Raw genomic sequence first — 15856 nt, forward strand, 5'->3', positions numbered from 1 at the left:
AGTGGGGGAGCGTGGGGGCAATCCAGGCCGGCGCCGGGCCGCCTCAAGGCGGCCTGCGCCCCCTCGGGGGGCAGCGACCCACACGAAGTGGGGGAGCGTGGGGGCCAAGGCCGGCGCCGGGCCGCCCCAAGCCGGMCTGCGGCCCCCTCGGGGGGCAGCGACCCACACGAAGTGGGGGAGCGTGGGGGCCAGCTACTCGGCCTTGATGTTGGCGGCCTTGATCACCTGCGCCCATTTGTCGACTTCGGCCTTCTGGAAAGCCGCGATCTGCGTGGTCGTCAGGTCGGCCGGTTCCATGCCGAAGCCCTTCATCTTCTCCTGCATCTCGGGCTGCGCAAGGATCTTGCGGATCTCGGCGTGCAGGCGGTCGACGATCGGCGCCGGCGTGCCGGCCGGCACGAAGATCGCCTGCCACGACACCACCTCGAAATCGGCCAGCCCGGGAATGCCCGATTCGGCGATCGTCGGGACGTCCGGCATCGAGGCCAGGCGCTTGGCCGAGGTCACGGCCAGGGCGCGCAGCTTGCCGCTCTGGATGTGCGGGCCGGCGACCACGGTGGTGTCGAACATCATGTCGACCTGGCCGCCGATGACGTCCTGGATCGCCGGGCCGCTGCCCTTGTACGGGATGTGCGTGAACTTGACGCCCGACTTGTAGGCCAGCAGTTCGAGTGCCAGGTGCTGCGAGGTGCCGGTGCCGGCCGAGGCCGAGGACAGGCCGCCGGGCCTGGACCGGCTGGCTTCGAGCAAGTCCTTCAGCGTCTTGTACGGGCTGGCCTGGTTGACCACCAGCACCACCGGGTTGGTGCCGATCAGTGTCACCGGCGCGAAGGATTTCAGCGGGTCGTAGCCGATCTTGGGATAGAGGCTGRCGTTGATCGCGTGCGAACTGATGGTGCCGCCCAGCAGCGTGAAGCCGTCGGGCGCGGCCCGGGAAGCGATCTCCGAGCCCACGCTGCCGCCGGCGCCGCCCTTGTTGTCGATCACCACGCTGGTACCCAGCACCGGGCCGAGCTTCTGGCTGATCAGCCGTGCCAGCACGTCGGTGGTGCCGCCGGCGGGGAATGGCACCAGATAGGTGATCGGCTTGGCCGTCGGCCACGGGTTCTGCGCGAAGGCCGGCAGCGCCGGCAGGCTGCCGGCCAGCGAGGCGAGCGCGGTGTGGATCAGGGTGCGGCGTTGCATGGCGGGTCTCCTAATTAGTCAGTCGAGGACAGAACAAGAACTGCTGCGCAGTTTCTTGGGCTGTCCCGCAAGGTCTTAGTCAGTTGAGGACAGAGCAAAAACTGCTTCGCAGTTTCTTGATCTGTCCCGCAAGGTCTCACGGTTTGATGTTGAGCTTGGTGATCAGGCTCTTGTAATAGGCGTTGTCGCGGGCCAGCGTTTCCTTGAAGACCGCGCCGTCGGTGTAGACGTAGCCCAGGTTCTGCTTGTCCATGGCTTCGCGCATCATCGGTTCGGCCGCCGTCTTGGCGGTGATCTCGCGCAGCCTGGCCATCACGTCGGGCGGCGTGTTCTTCGGCGCGCCGAGGCCGCGCCAGGTGCCGATCGACAGGTCGATGCCGCGCTCCTTGGCGGTCGGCACCTTCTCGAAGCCCTTCACGCGCTGGTCGGCCATCACCATCAGCATCTTGAGCTTGCCCGATTGCACATGGGTCGTTACCTCGGCCGGGCTCACGGCCACCGCCTCGATGTGGCCGCCGAGCAGCGCCAGCACCGCGGGCGCGGCGCCCTGGAACGGGATGTGGCCGAACTTGGCGCCGGTCTTGTCTTCCAGTGCGGCCGCGGCCAGATGCCAGATCGAGCCGTTGCCGGAGTTGCCGATACGCACGCTTTCCGGCGACTTCTTCGCCGCGGCCAGGAATTCTTCGACCGTGTTCCAGGGGGCGTCGGCCTTGACCGTGATCGCCGCCGGGTCGGCGTTGAGCTGGGCGATCGGCTGGAAGTCGTCGTAGTTGAACTTGGCCAGGCCCAGGTGCGGCAGCGTCAGCAGCTCGACCGTGAGCACGGCGAGCTTGTAGCCGTCGGGCTTGGCATTGATCACCTCGGTCCAGCCGATGGCGCCGCCGGCACCCGGCCGGTTGACGATCACCATGGTCTGCGCCATGTGCTTGCGGCTGGCATCGGCGAAGGTGCGCGCCAAGCCGTCGGTGCCGCCGCCGGGCTGGTAGGGCACCAGCAGTTCGATGGTGCGGTTCGGGAAGTCGCTCTGCGCTGCAGCGGGCGCGGCCAGGCCGAGGGACAGGGCGGCCACAGCCGAGAGTGCGGCCAGGCCGCCGAGGATTCCAGTTTTCAAGACGCTTGTCTCCGTTGTTGTTGATCTGTGCGGTGGGATGAGGTGGCGCCGGGTTCAGGGCATGTACTGGCCGCCGTTCACTTCGAGGATCTGGCCGGTGACGTAGCCCGAGAGCTGTGTCGATGCCAGGTAGAGGAAGGCGCCGACGCAGTCGTCCGGCTCGCCGATGCGGGCCATCGGGATCGCAGCCTTGAACGATTCGAGCAGTTGCGGCGTCGAGAAGCGGTCGTGGAAGGGCGTCTGGATGACGCCCGGCGACACCGCATTGACGCGGATCCGGTCGGGCGCGAGTTCCTTTGCCAGCCCGCGGGTGGCGGTGCTCACGAAGCCCTTGGCGCCGGCATAGAGGTAGGCGCCCGGGCCGCCGCCGTTGCGCGCCGCGATCGACGACACGTTGATGATGCTGCCGCCGTGGCTCTGGGCGCGCATCAGCGGCACGACTTCGCGGCAGAAGGCCAGCACCGAGCGGGCGTTGATGTGCAGCACCTCGTCGAACAGCGCGTCGTCGAAGTCGGCGATCGGCACCCGCTTGACCAGGCTGCCGGCGTTGTTGACCAGCACGTCGATGCCGCCGAGCCGCTCGTCGGCCTGGGCGACCACGCGGCGGATCGCCGCGCTGTCGCGGACGTCGCCCTGCAGCGCGAAGGCTTCGCCGCCGGCCGCCCGGATGGTCTCGACCACTTGTTCGGCGGCTGCGGCCGAGCTGTTGTAGTGGACCGCCACGCGCATGCCGCGGGCGGCATAGGCGATGGCGACGGCGGCGCCGATGCCGGTGCTGGCGCCGGTGACGAGGGCGCTGCGGCCTTTGAGGTCTTCCATGGTTCGTGCTCCTTTAGTCAGTTGAGGACAGAGCAAAAACTGCTGCGCAGTTTCTTGGTCTGTCCCGCAAGGTCTCAGCAGGTCGAGGCCAGAGCAAAACTGCTGCGCAGTTTCTTGGTCTGTCCCGCAAGGTTTCAGTCGGTTGAGGACAGAGCAAGAACTGCTGCGCATTTCTTGGTCTGTCCCGCAAGGTCTCAGGTGACCGGTGCCGGGTTGAACAGCACCAGTGCGTTGTGCAGCCTCCACTGCTCGGCCCAGGTCTTCGTGCGGCCGCTGGCCACTTCGAGCATCAGCCGGAACAGCTCCCAGCCGATGTCTTCGATGCTTGCCTCGCCGTCGGCGATGCGGCCCGCGTTGACGTCCATCAGGTCGTGCCAGCGGCGCGCCAGGTCGCTGCGGGTGGCGACCTTGATCACCGGCACCTCGGCCAGGCCGTAGGGCGTGCCGCGCCCGGTGGTGAAGACATGCAGGTTCATGCCGGCGGCCAGCTGCAGCGTGCCGCAGATGAAGTCGCTGGCCGGCGTGGCGGCATAGAGCAGCCCCTTCTGGCGGGCCTTCTCGCCCGGCGCGACCACGCCCGAGATCGGCGCGCTGCCGCTCTTGACGATCGAGCCCATCGCCTTCTCGACGATGTTCGACAGGCCGCCCTTCTTGTTGCCGGGCGTGGTGTTGGCGCTGCGGTCCACGCGCCCGCGGTCGAGGTAGGCGTCGTACCAGGCCATCTCGCGGATCATGGCCTCGGCCACCTCCGGCGTGCTGGCGCGCGCGGTGAGCTGGTCGATGCCGTCGCGCACTTCGGTGACTTCCGAGAACATCACGGTGGCGCCGGCGCGCACCAGCAGATCGGTGCAGAAGCCGACCGCCGGGTTGGCGGTGACGCCCGAGAAGGCGTCGCTGCCGCCGCATTGCACGCCGACCACCAGCTCGCTGGCGGGCACGGTCTCGCGCCGGCGGGCATCGAGSCGCTCGAGGTGYTCCTCGGCCTGGCGCAGGATCGCGTCGACCATCGACATGAAGCCGACGTGCGCATCGTCCTGCAGGCAGACCACGTCGAGCCTGGCCTCGGCGCTGTCGCCGAYGTCGGCCACGTTGCGCTCGTCCACCAGCGGGATGGTGCCGGGCGGCATCAGGCGTTCGGGCTGCAGCTTCTCGCAGCCCAGGCTGACCACCATGACCTCGCCGCCGAAGTTCGGATTGAGGCTGATGTTGCGCARSGTGCGRATCGGGATGACGGCGTCGGGCGCATCGATSGCGACGCCGCAGCCGTAGCYGTGYTCGAGCGCCACGACGTCGTCGACGTGGGGGTACTTGGGCAGCAGCTCGGCCTTGATGCGCCGGACCGCGAACGCGGTCACGCCGGCCACGCACTGCACGGTCTGGGTGATGGCCAGGATGTTGCGGGTGCCGACCGAGCCGTCCGGRTTGCGGTAGCCCTCGAAGCTGTAGCCCGCGAGCGGCGGCAGCGCGGGCGGCTTCACGGTGGCGATCGGCAGKCCTGCGAGCGCGCGCGCGGCGGGCATCTTCAAGAGCCGCTCGTGGACCCAGCTGCCGGCCGGGATGTCCTTGAGCGCATAGCCGATTGCCACGTCGTAGCGGCGCACCTCTGCGCCTTCGGGGATGTCGACCAGCGCCACCTTGTGSGCYTGCGGCACCTTCTCGCGCAGCGTGAGGCCCGAGGGGAACACCGTGCCGGCCGCGAGCCCGCCGTCGTTGGCCACGATCGCGACGTTGTCGTTCGCGTGCATGCGGATGGTCAGCGGCGCGTGTGTGAGGGATTCAGCCATGGGGGGTACTTCGACTTTTCGCATTCAGGTGCGGTCAGGCTCGCTTGCCGACCTCGGCTTCTTCGCGCGTCCAGCCCTTGACCCGGTCGCTCAGGCTCAGCCCGAGGCCCGGGCGGGTCGGCACGAGCATGCGGCCATTCCTGATCTCGAGGCGTTCGTTGAACAGGGGTTCGAGCCAGTCGAAGTGCTCGACCCAGGGCTCGGTGGCGTAGACCGCGCCGAGATGGACGTGCAGTTCCATCGCAAAGTGCGGGCCGAGGCTGAGGCCGGCCTGCTCCGCCAGGCCAGCAACTTTCAGGAACGGCGTGATCCCGCCCACGCGAGGCGCATCGGGCATCAGGTAGTCGGCGGCGCGGTGACGAATGAGTTCTCCGTGCTCCGCCGCGCTGGTCAGCATCTCGCCGGTGGCGATCGGCGTATCGAACTGGGCCGCCAGCGCCGCGTGACCCTCGAAGTCGTAGGCATCGAGCGGCTCTTCGATCCACACAAGGTTGTACTGTTCGAAGATGCGGCACATGCGCTGGGCCGTCGGCCGATCCCATTGCTGATTGGCGTCGACCATCAGCGGCATGTCGTCGCCGAGGTGCTTGCGCACCGCCTCCACCCGCCGGATGTCCAGCGCGCGGTCGGGTTGGCCGACCTTGAGCTTGATGCCGCCAATGCCGCGTTCGCGCGAGGCCGCCGCGTTCACCAGCAGCTGGTCGAGCGGCGTGTGCAGGAAACCGCCGGAGGTGTTGTAGCACTGCACCGAATCGCGTTGCGAGCCGAGCAGCTTCGACAGCGAGAGGCCGGCGCGCCTGGCCTTCAGGTCGTAGAGCGCGACATCGAAGGCGCCGATCGCCTGCACGGCCATGCCGCTGCGGCCGACCGATGCGCCGGCCCAGCAAAGCTGGGTCCAGAGCCTCGAGATGTCGCTCGGGTCTTCGCCGATCAGCGCCGGCGCAATTTCCTTCGCATGCGCGAACTGGCCCGGGCCACCGGCTCGCTTCGAGTAGCTGAAGCCCAGTCCCCGGTGGCCGTCCTTGGTCTCGATCTCGGCGAACAGCATCGCAATTTCCGTCATCGGCTTCTGGCGGCCGGTCAGGACCTTGGCGTCGCTGATGGGGTTGGCGAGCGGCAGGTAGCACGACGAGATGCGAACCCAGGTGATGCTGTCACTGGCGGAGGAAGGAGGGGAGGTGGTCATGACGGGATTGCTTTCAAAGGGTCCGGAGCTGCCGCTGCGGTCGCGGCGCTGCGTGCTCAGTCGATCGTGATCTTTCCGGTCTCGATCACGTTCTTCCAGCGTGCGTATTCCTTCTGCTGGAACTCGGCGAACTGGGCCGGGGAGTTGGCGACCATGTCGAATCCGATCGAGGTGAACTGGTCCTTGACCTTCGGGTCGTTGAGTGCTTCGACGAAGGCCGCATGGGCCTTGTCCCGCACCGCGGGGGACAGCCCCTTGGGGGCGACGATGGCCTGCCATGAGGCCACCTCGACGTTCTTGACCCCCGCCTCGGCCAGCGTCGGCACGTCGGGCAGCACGGGTGAGCGCTTCGGGCTGGTGACGGCCAGCGCGCGCATCTTTCCGCCCTTGATGTATTGCGCGACCGAGTTGATGTTCTGGAACGACGCATCGACCTGACCCCCCATGAGGTCGGTGTGGGCCGGCGAGCCCCCTTTGTAGGGGACATGGATGCCCTGGGTGCCGGTCTGCTGCCAGAAGAGTTCGGCGGTCAGGTGGTCGCTGGAGCCGTTGCCGGCCGACGCGAAGGTCATCTTGCCGGGATTCGCCTTTTCGTAGGCAATCACGTCGGCCACGCTCTTGTGCGGCGAATTCGCAGGCACCACCAGCACGTTCGGCGATGCGACCGCCACGGTGATCAGGTCGAAATCCTTCAGCGCGTCGTACTGCAGGCCCTTGACCAGGTGCGGCACGATGACCAGCGGACCGAGCGAGGTCACGAGAAAGGTTGCGCCGTCGGGCGCCGCGCGCTTGACGAAGGTGGCGCCGATGGTGCCCGTGGCCCCGGCCTTGTTGTCGACGAGAAAGGACTGCTTGAACTTGTCGGTGAGCCGCGGAGCGATGGCGCGCGCCACCTGGTCGGTCGAGCCGCCCGGCGGGAAGGGCACCACCAGGGTGACGGTCTTCTCGGGCCAGCCCTGCGCATGGGCAGCCAGGGCCGCCAGACTCAGCGCAATTGCGCCCAGGTACTTCTTCATGAAATGTCTCCTTGAGATGGTAACGTTGTCATTTTTGATGCTGTACCGCGAGCCGCAGCATGGCGGCCTGCGTTGAGGCAACCTCCGTCGTGCATTCGGATGCACGATTCCCGACATGGGCGAAATGATATCGTTGTCATTTTTGCCGGTCAATGGACTTCCGATCGGGGTTTTCCCGGATTTCGAGGGCGGCTCTCGACGCGGCCCCAGCCTTCCGGTGTGCCTTCTGACAACGATGTCAGCGGCAGGTCGGCCAATTTTGGTAGGGTCTGGTCTTCACATCCAAATGCCCAGACGCCGACAGCCCGAATGAATGCCGCTTCTCCGTTCAAGGCGGCCACGCTCCACGACGTGGCCAAGGCCGCAGGCGTTTCGCTGATCACTGCGTCGCGCGCCCTCAGCAATCCGGGCGTGGTGTCCGAGAAGACGATCGAGAAGGTGCAGGCCGCGGTCGAGTCGACCGGCTACATACCGAACCTGCTCGCCGGCGGGCTCAAGTCAAAGCGCAGCCTCATGGTGGGCGGCATCGTGCCGGCCCTGTCGGTGTCCCAGTTCCTGCCGACCGTGCAGGCGCTCACCACCGAGCTGGCGGCGGCCGGCTATCAGCTGATCCTGGGCCAGACCGCCTACGACGCCGAGCGGGAGGAGACGGTGCTCAACACGATGATCGGCCGGCAGCCCGACGGCATCGTCATCACCGGCCTCGTGCAGTCCCAGCGCGCCCGGGACCGCCTGCGCAGATCCGGGATTCCGGTGGTCGAGACCTGGGACCTCAGCGATCGGCCGGTCGACATGCTGGTCGGCTTCTCGCACTTGAAGGTCGGAAGTGCGGTGGCCGGCTATTTCCTCGGCAAGGGGTGGAAGCGGATCGGCATCGCCACTGGCGACGACCTTCGTGCGCGGATGCGGCGGGACGGCTTTCAAACCACGATCGGCCGCGAGCTGCCGACCGCTTTCGTGCCGGCACCCAGCAGTCTCGAACTGGGCCGCCGCGCACTCGCCGAATTGTTGGAGCAGGACCCGCATCTGGAGGCGATCTGTTGCAGTTCGGACCAGCTGGCGCATGGCGTGATCGTGGAAGCGCTCGCACGGGGCTTGCGGGTTCCCCAGGACCTGGCGATCTGCGGCTTCGGCAACGCGGACTTCGGTGCCCACACGGTCCCCTCGATCTCCACCGTCCACGTGGACGGCGCCGAGATCGGCCGCCTGGCGGCGCGACTGATCATCGACCGCTGCCGCGGTGAAACGATCGCGAAGCCCGTCATCGATGTCGGATTCCGCATGATCGAGCGGCAATCGACCTAGCGCCGAAAGGGCCGCTGCGGCAGTTCGGAAGCGCGACGCCGCTCGCGGCCGTTCACCAGGTGGGTTCGCATGGCGGCACGTGCGGCATCGACGTCCTGCTGCGCGATCGCGTTGGCGATGCTTCGATGCTCCCGCAGCACCTGGTCCCTCGAGGCAATGCTCGGTTCTTTCCCGCCCGTGGCTTCCAGGAACGATGTCGGCACGCAGGTCGGGCCCAGCGCCTCGAGGACGGCAGCGAAATGCGGGCTGTGGGCGGCGCGCGCGATCTCGAGATGAAACTGGAAGTCGGGCACCGCGGTGTCCATGCCTTGCGCCATGGCCATCCGGAAAGCGTTCAGCGCAGCCGCGATGGCCTCCAGGTCCCCGGCATGGCGACGCTGCGCCGCAAGTGCGGCGGCTTCGGATTCCAGTCCGATGCGCAACTCGATCAAGGCAAGCGCCTGCGCGAGGCTGTCGTCCGGGCTGCTTTCGGCCTGGAAGGGCTTGGCGCGCGAGGCACCGACCACGAAGGTACCGACGCCTCGCCGAGACTGCACCATCCCTGCGGCCTGCAGCCTCGAGAGCGCTTCCCTGACCACGGTCCGGCTGACACCGAACTCATTCATGATTTCGGCCTCGGTAGGCAACTTGTGGCCGGCGCGCAGGGGGCCGATCCTGATCCGGTGGCTCAATGCGTCGACGATACCCATGCTCAGGTTGCGCGACAGCGATCGGTTGATGCTTTGCATGGGATGGCTCCGGGGCCTTGTCGTGGCTCGCCCGTTCACTCGCGGGTTGCAGCCCGGCGTTGATGATAACGTTGTCATTCATGCTACCGCAAATGGACAGGCCGGTCCAGGCAACCGACGCGGGAGGGGGATCCGTGGAAACGCGAACACAGCCCGTTTTTAGTTGACACATGAACAGTTGAAAAGTAATGTATTGACGCCCCATCCACTTCAACCTCGACTGCAACCCCATGAAAATCGCAATCCTTGGCGGCGGCCACGGTGCCTACGCGGCCGCTGCCGACCTGTCCGAAGCCGGCCATGAAGTGCGCCTCTGGCGCCGCGATGCCGCCGCGCTGGCACCGGTCGCGCAAGCCGGATCGATCACGCTGAAGGATGCCGACGGCAGTCGCGACGTGAAGATCGCGCTGGCCACCGCCGACATCGGTGCCGCTTTGCGCGATGCCGAGTTGATCGTGATCCCGACCCCGGCCATCGCCCAGGAGGACATCGCCCGTGCGATGGCGCCGCACCTGGTCGACGGCCAGGTGGTGTTCCTGCCGCCGGGCACCTTCGGCAGCTACGTGATGGCGCGCCGGGTGGCCGAGGCCGGCAGCCGCGCCGATGTCGCCTGGGCCGAGACCGGCACGCTGCCTTACCTCGCACGCAAGCATGGCGAGCGCGAGGTCAACGTGACGATCCGCGCCATCCGCCTGCCCACCGGCGTCTATCCGGCGCGCAAGGAACAGCAGGCGATCGCGGTGATCCGCCGGGCCTACCCCAGCGTGCATGGCTGCGGCGATGCGCTCTCCGGCGCGCTGATGAACGCCGGCCCGGTGATCCACCCGCCGTTGATGGTGATGAACGCCGCGCCGCTGCAGCACTTCGAGCGCTGGGACATCCATAACGAAGGCACGCAGCGCGCGGTGCGCGACGTGACCGACAAGCTCGACCAGGAGCGCATTGCGGTGCGCGAGGCGCTGGGGCAGGGCGCACCGCACTATCCGCTGGCCGACCACTACAACAACGACCGGTGGATGTACGGCGACGCCCACAAGCAATTGGTGAAGTCGGGCGACTGGCGCGAGAACATCGACCTGCATACGCACCGCTACATCACCGAGGACACCGAGCTCGGCCTGGCCTTCCTGGCCTCGACCGCTCGCTTCGCCGGCGTCGATGCGCCGATCGCGCACGGGCTGCTGGCGATCGTCGGCGGCTTCCTCGGCCGCGATCTTCGCAAGGGGCCGCGCACGCTGGAGACGCTCGGCCTCGCAGGCCTGACTGCCGCTCAACTCAAGCAGAGATTGCACGATGGCGAATGATCAGGCCGACGCCGGGCCGCCCCAAGGCGGCCTGCGGCCCCCTCGGGGGGCAGCGAGTACACGAAGTGACGGAGCGTGGGGGCCACAGGCCGACGCCGGGCCGCCCCAAGGCGGCCTGCGGCCCCCTCGGGGGGCAGCGAGTACACGAAGTGACGGAGCGTGGGGGCCACATCTCGCGCGCTTCGCCGCCGTCGGCGCGGGCCGCATGGGCCGCGGCATCGCGATCGCCTTCGCCTATGCGGGCCATCGCATTTCGCTGGTCGACCTGCGCCCGCGCAGCGACGAAGCCTGGCAGAAGCTGCGCGCCGAAGCGCAGGCCGAGATCGAAGCCAGCCTCGCGGGGCTGGCGCAGCTCGGCGTGATCGATGCGCAACAGGTCGCGGCGATCGCGGCGCGGGTCGAATTCGTCAACGCAGCGGACGCGCCGGCGGCACTGGCCGCCGCCGAGCTGCTGTTCGAAGGCGTGCCCGAGACTCTCGAAGCCAAGCGCGAGGCCTTCGAGTGGCTCAACCGGCATTGCCGCGACGACGCGATCATCACCTCGACCACCAGCAGCATCCTCGTGACGCAGCTGGCGGCGCTGGTGCACAGGCCCGAGCGCTTCCTCAACATGCACTGGCTCAACCCGGCCTACGTGATCCCGGTGGTCGAGCTGAGCTGCCATGCGGGCACCGACCCGGCCGTGCTGGCACGCACCAAGTCGCTGATGGAGGCCATCGGCAAGCTGCCGGTGGTCTGCGGCCCGACCCCCGGCTACATCGTGCCGCGGCTTCAGGCGCTGGTGATGAACGAGGCGGCCCGCATGATCGAGGAGGGCGCCGCCACCGCCGAAGAGATCGACAAGGCCACGCGCTACGGCCTCGGCCTGCGCTTCGCGGCGCTCGGCGTGGTCGAGTTCATCGACTTCGGCGGCTGCGACATCCTGCATCACGCGAGCCGCGAGATGTCGGCCTCGATCGACAAGGCGCGCTACACGGCGCCGGCGATCGTCGACCGGATGGTCGATGAAGGCCGGCTCGGGCTGAAGAGCGGCAGCGGCTTCTACGACTACGAAGGGCGCGATGTCGTCGCCTACCGCCGCGACGTGCTGTCGCGCACGCTGGGCATGCTCAAGCATGCCGGGCTCTGGCAGCCGCCTGCCCCCGAGACGCTGGCATGAAGATCCGGCGCGCCTTCGCCGATCTGTCGGTGGGCCAGGTGCACTACGCAGAGTGCGGTGACGTGCAGGCGCCGCCGGTGCTGCTGCTGCACCAGTCGCCGCGCAGCTGGACCGAGTACCGCGAGGTGCTGCCTCTTCTTGGCGCACGGTGCCGTGCCATTGCGATGGACACCGCGGGCTTCGGCGACTCGGCGCCGATCGACGGGCCCGCGAGCATCGAAGCCTGGGCCCGGGTCGCGGTCGAGTTGCTCGACGCGCTGCGGATCGTGCGCGCCGATGTCGTCGGCCACCACACCGGCGGCGTGATCGCGGTCGAGATCGCGGCCGCCTTTCCCGAGCGGGTGCGCAGCCTGGTGCTGTCGTCCACGCCCTTCACCGACGAGGGCTTCCGGCGCGCGCGTGCCACGCGGCCGCCGATCGACGAGGTCGCGCCCAGTGACGACGGCAGCCACCTCGCCGCGCTGTGGCAGCGCCGCCAGGGCTTCTATCCGGCCGGGCGCCCCGAACTGCTGGAGGCCTTCGTGCGCGACGCGCTGAAGACCAGCGGCAGCCCCGAGGACGGCCATCGCGCGGTCGCCGCCTACCGGATGGAAGAGCGCATCCATCGCGTGCGGCAGCCGGTGCTGATCCTGCGCGCGACCGACGATCCTTTCGCCTCGCCGCATGCCGCCGAACTGCGGCGCGAGCTGCCGCAGGCGCGCATCGTCGACATTGCGGGCGGCATGGTGCCGCTGCCCGACCAGATGCCCGAGGCCTTCGCTGCCGCGGTGCTCGCTTTCCTGGAGACGCGCGCATGAAAGCGGTGCGCGTGCATGCCTTCAATGCGCCGCCGGTGCTGGCGCAGGTGGCGGAGCCGTCCTTGCTGCCGGGCCGCACGATCGTGCGCATGGAGGCCGCCACGGTCGGCCACATCGACCGCACCGTCTGGCGCGGCAGCTTCTTGAAGCATCCGCCCTTCCCCTACACGCCGGGCGTCGAGGCCGCGGGTGTCGTCGTCGCGAGCGGCCGCCACGCCGAGGGACAGCGCGTGTGGCTGCGCGGCAGCGGCCTGGGCACGCTGGTCGACGGCACCTGGTGCGAGCTGATCGATGCACCCGACGAGGCGCTGGGCCTGCTGCCCGACGCGGTGCCCGCGACCCTCGGCGCGGCCTTCTTCTCGCCCTGCACCTCGGCCTGGGTCGCGCTGCACGAGGTTGCGCAGCTGCGCGCCGGCGAGCGCGTGGGGGTGACGGGCGCGACCGGTGCGGTCGGCTCGCTGCTGGTGCAGCTCGCGCTCGATGCCGGTGCCGAGGTCACGGCGGTGGTGAGCGATGCGGCGCAGGCGCAGGCGATGCCGGCCGCGGCGCAGGTTCTCGTGCTCGGTGACGATCCGGCCGCGGCACTGGCCTCGGTCTCCGTGGACCTGCTGGTCGACACCGTCGGCGGGCCGGTATTGGCTGCCGCCCTGCCGCGGGTGGAGGCTGGCGGCCGGGCGGTGCTGGTCGGCTACACCGCGGGCAACGCGCTGGCGCTGGACCTCGCGCATTTCCTGCAGCGCGACGTCGCGCTGCTGCCGCTCAACATGTTCCGCCGCGAAGCCGCCGGCCGGGCGGCGGCGCCGCAGCTGCTCGAGCGGCTGGCCGACGGCCGCCTCCGCCTCGACACCCAGTCCTTCGCCTTGGAAGAGGCCGCGGCGGCCATGGACTGGATCGCCCAGCGCGGCCATCGCGGCCGCGCCGTGCTGGTGCCCCGTCGCTGAGCGCCGAGGCGACAGCGGCTCACTCGTCGTCTTCGACTGCCTCGCCCGGCGCACGCGCATGCAGCGCAATGATGTGGCGCAGCGTCCGCTTGAGTTCCTCGGCGCGCGCCAGGCCGAAGGGCTCGAGCACCCGCAGTTCGTGCTCGCGCGCCAGCTCCATCAGATGCTCCACCGCCTGCGTGCCTTGGGGCGTGATGCGCACCAGAGTGACACGCCGATCACTGTCATGGGGCAGGCGCTCGATCTGGCCGCGGGCTTCCATGCGGTCGAGCAGCCGCGTCACGGTCGGCTGCTTGGTCACCGTGACCTGCGCCAGCGCGCCGATGCTGATCGCCTGGCCGCCGGCCAGCGAGGCCATCACGCGCCATTCGGAGACCGAGAAGCCATGCTGCCGTGCCACCCGATGGAACTCCGAAGAGATCAGCTGGCTCGCCTGCGCCAGCAGCGCGGGCAGGTAGTCGTCGACGAAGCGGTGGCTGGGGGCCGCCGTCTCTTGCCTGAACGGCCCCGGACTCGTGGCGGGCACGCTGCTTGCTTGTCTAGGGTTATTCATGATTGTGCATACATTCAGTTGTCAACATTATAGAGACCGCGGTGCCGATAGTGGCCCGCAGTCCCACGAATGAAGGAACACCATGGCAGAGCGATCGTTCGTCGAAGAGGTGAAGAAGCTCCGGCTTTCCGGCGGCGACGTGTTCCGGGGTGAAGGCATTCTGGCAGTCACCAAGGCCTTGCTGGAATCCGGCGTGTCCTACGTCGCCGGCTACCAGGGCGCCCCGATCTCGCACTTGATGGACGTGCTGGCCGATGCCCAGGACATCCTGGCCGACCATGGGATCCGCTTCGAGAACAGCGCCAGCGAGGCCACCGCCGCGGCGACGCTGGCGGCCTCGGTCAACTATCCGCTGCGCGGCGCCGTGACCTTCAAGGCCACGGTCGGCACCAACGTGGCTTCCGATGCGCTGGCCAACCTGGCTTCAGGCGGCGTGACCGGCGGCGCGCTGATCATCGTCGGCGAGGACTACGGCGAGGGCTCCTCGATCATGCAGGAGCGCAGCCATGCCTTCGCGATGAAGTCGCAGATCTGGCTGCTCGATCCGCGGCCCAACCTGCCATCGATCGTCGAGGCCGTGAAGCAGGGCTTCGAGCTGTCGGAAGCGAGCCACACGCCGGTGATGCTGCAGCTGCGCATCCGCGCCTGCCATGTGCATGGGCACTTCATCGCCGGCGACAACAAGCGCGCCAAGTTCACGCTTCAGGACGCGCTCGAGAATCCGCAGCGCGACGTCGGCCGCATCGTGCTGCCGCCGGCCAGCTTTGTCCACGAGCAGGAGAAGGTGCGCGACCGCTGGCCCGCCGCGGTCAGGTTCATCGAGGAGCGCGGGCTCAACGAGTTCTTCTCAGAAGGCGCCGACGACATCGGCATCATCGTCCAGGGCGGCAGCTACAACACGATGGTGCGCGCGCTCGAGCGTCTCGACCTGGCCGACGTCTACGGCAACTCCAAGGTGCCGCTCTACGTCATGAACGTCGCCTACCCGGTGATCGAGAGCGAGGTGCTGCGTTTCTGCGAAGGCAAGCGCGCGGTGCTGATGGTCGAAGAAGGCCAGCCCAACTTCGTCGAACAGAACCTGGCGACCATCCTGCGCCAGGCCGGTTCGACGACCGTGCTGCACGGCAAGGACATGCTGCCGGTGGCCGGCGAGTACACGGCGGCCGAGCTGCTCAAGGGCGCGCGCACGTTCTGCGAGCGCTACGACCGGCTGCAGCCGCTGCCGGTTCCCACGCCGGTGCGCAAGGTGATCCCGCTGATCGAAGTCGCCGCAGTCGGCGTCGACGCCGCGCCCGAACCCTCGCTGCCGCTGGGCGACAGCGTGCATGCGCGGCCGCCGGGCTTCTGCACCGGCTGCCCCGAGCGGCCGATCTTCAGCGCCATGAAGCTGGTCGAGCGCGAACTCGGCGCGCACCACGTGAGCGCCGACATCGGCTGCCACCTGTTCTCGATCCTGCCGCCCTTCAACATCGGCAACACGACGATGGGCTACGGGCTCGGCGGCGCCGGCGCGTCGGCGCTCAATGCGCCGGCGGGCAAGCGCGCGATCTCGGTCATGGGCGACGGCGGCTTCTGGCACAACGGCCTGACCAGCGGCGTCGCCAACGCGGTCTTCAACCGCAGCGACAACCTGACCATCGTGGTCGACAACAACTACACCTCGGCGACCGGTGGCCAGGACATCCTGTCGTCGAACGCGAACAACGCGACCCGCAGCACCGGCCACGCGATCGAGCGCGCGGTGCGCGGCGTCGGAGTGAAGTGGGTGCGAACGCTGCGCCGCACCTACGACGTCGCCGGCATGCGCGATGCCTTGAAGGACGCGCTGACGACCAAGGAAAAGGGCCCGAAGGTGCTGATCGCGCAGTCGGAATGCATGCTGAACCGGCAGCGCCGCGAGAAGCCGCTGGTGCGCAAGGCGATCGCCGACGGCAGGCGCTCGGTGCGCGAAAAGTTCGGCGTCGATTC

At 68.5% G+C, this 15856-nt stretch carries 14 protein-coding genes; 6 read left to right on the forward strand and 8 right to left on the reverse strand.

From position 1 onward, the window contains the following. Window positions 1-192: 192 nt before the first annotated feature. The 6 genes from AC1D2E_RS30970 to AC1D2E_RS30995 form a co-directional block, all read right to left on the reverse strand. On the reverse strand, window positions 193-1185 hold the full coding sequence (locus AC1D2E_RS30970) for a Bug family tripartite tricarboxylate transporter substrate binding protein (RefSeq protein ID WP_478200945.1): 993 nt from the start codon (window positions 1183-1185) through the stop codon (window positions 193-195). 136 nt (window positions 1186-1321) lie between these two features. After that, window positions 1322-2296, reverse strand: coding sequence for a Bug family tripartite tricarboxylate transporter substrate binding protein (locus AC1D2E_RS30975; protein ID WP_478200946.1), 975 nt, complete (start codon window positions 2294-2296; stop codon window positions 1322-1324). A 54-nt stretch (window positions 2297-2350) separates the two neighbouring features. Continuing rightward, the gene (locus AC1D2E_RS30980; protein ID WP_478200947.1) at window positions 2351-3115 is read right to left on the reverse strand and encodes an SDR family NAD(P)-dependent oxidoreductase; all 765 of its coding nucleotides are present in this window, start codon (window positions 3113-3115) and stop codon (window positions 2351-2353) included. Between the two features lie 194 nt (window positions 3116-3309). After that, window positions 3310-4899, reverse strand: a complete 1590-nt coding sequence (gene garD / locus AC1D2E_RS30985) for a galactarate dehydratase (protein WP_478200948.1) — start codon at window positions 4897-4899, stop codon at window positions 3310-3312. A gap of 34 nt (window positions 4900-4933) precedes the next feature. Then, window positions 4934-6085: an L-talarate/galactarate dehydratase gene (locus tag AC1D2E_RS30990; protein WP_478200949.1), complete on the reverse strand. Its 1152-nt coding sequence runs from the start codon at window positions 6083-6085 to the stop codon at window positions 4934-4936. 56 nt (window positions 6086-6141) lie between these two features. After that, window positions 6142-7101: a Bug family tripartite tricarboxylate transporter substrate binding protein gene (locus tag AC1D2E_RS30995; RefSeq protein WP_478200950.1), complete on the reverse strand. Its 960-nt coding sequence runs from the start codon at window positions 7099-7101 to the stop codon at window positions 6142-6144. A gap of 309 nt (window positions 7102-7410) precedes the next feature. Between AC1D2E_RS30995 and AC1D2E_RS31000 the strand changes: the two genes are divergently transcribed. Then, window positions 7411-8406 (forward strand): LacI family DNA-binding transcriptional regulator, encoded by a 996-nt coding sequence (locus tag AC1D2E_RS31000; protein ID WP_478200951.1) that lies wholly within the window; start codon window positions 7411-7413, stop codon window positions 8404-8406. Here AC1D2E_RS31000 and AC1D2E_RS31005 read toward each other — a convergent pair. Beyond that, a complete protein-coding gene (locus AC1D2E_RS31005; RefSeq protein WP_478200952.1) occupies window positions 8403-9134 on the reverse strand; it encodes a FadR/GntR family transcriptional regulator in 732 nt (243 codons plus the stop codon). The two genes, AC1D2E_RS31000 and AC1D2E_RS31005, sit on opposite strands and share 4 nt — an antisense overlap. A 230-nt stretch (window positions 9135-9364) precedes the next feature. Here AC1D2E_RS31005 and AC1D2E_RS31010 point away from each other — a divergent pair, with 230 nt between their 5' ends. The 4 genes from AC1D2E_RS31010 to AC1D2E_RS31025 all read left to right on the forward strand — a co-directional run bounded on the left by AC1D2E_RS31010 (window position 9365) and on the right by AC1D2E_RS31025 (window position 13335). Beyond that, entirely contained in the window at window positions 9365-10438 is a 1074-nt protein-coding gene (locus AC1D2E_RS31010) for an NAD/NADP octopine/nopaline dehydrogenase family protein (RefSeq protein WP_478200953.1), read from the forward strand. A gap of 115 nt (window positions 10439-10553) precedes the next feature. After that, a complete protein-coding gene (locus tag AC1D2E_RS31015) occupies window positions 10554-11597 on the forward strand; it encodes a 3-hydroxybutyryl-CoA dehydrogenase (protein ID WP_478200958.1) in 1044 nt (347 codons plus the stop codon). Next, window positions 11594-12394 carry an alpha/beta fold hydrolase gene (locus tag AC1D2E_RS31020; protein WP_478200954.1) on the forward strand — a complete coding sequence of 267 codons (801 nt, stop codon included), beginning with the start codon at window positions 11594-11596 and terminating at the stop codon, window positions 12392-12394. Before AC1D2E_RS31015 ends, AC1D2E_RS31020 begins: the two co-directional genes overlap by 4 nt. After that, complete coding sequence (locus tag AC1D2E_RS31025) at window positions 12391-13335, forward strand: quinone oxidoreductase family protein (RefSeq protein ID WP_478200955.1); 945 nt, start codon at window positions 12391-12393, stop codon at window positions 13333-13335. Before AC1D2E_RS31020 ends, AC1D2E_RS31025 begins: the two co-directional genes overlap by 4 nt. A gap of 19 nt (window positions 13336-13354) precedes the next feature. Here the strand turns inward: AC1D2E_RS31025 and AC1D2E_RS31030 are convergent, their stop codons facing one another. Then, window positions 13355-13861 (reverse strand): MarR family winged helix-turn-helix transcriptional regulator, encoded by a 507-nt coding sequence (locus AC1D2E_RS31030; protein ID WP_478200956.1) that lies wholly within the window; start codon window positions 13859-13861, stop codon window positions 13355-13357. A 109-nt stretch (window positions 13862-13970) separates the two neighbouring features. On the opposite strand from AC1D2E_RS31030, the gene AC1D2E_RS31035 reads away from it, so the two are divergent. After that, window positions 13971-15856: thiamine pyrophosphate-dependent enzyme (locus AC1D2E_RS31035; RefSeq protein WP_478200957.1), on the forward strand; the 1886-nt coding region annotated here is incomplete at its 3' end.

The sequence above is a fragment of the Variovorax sp. P1_H2 genome (genome assembly GCF_056405295.1).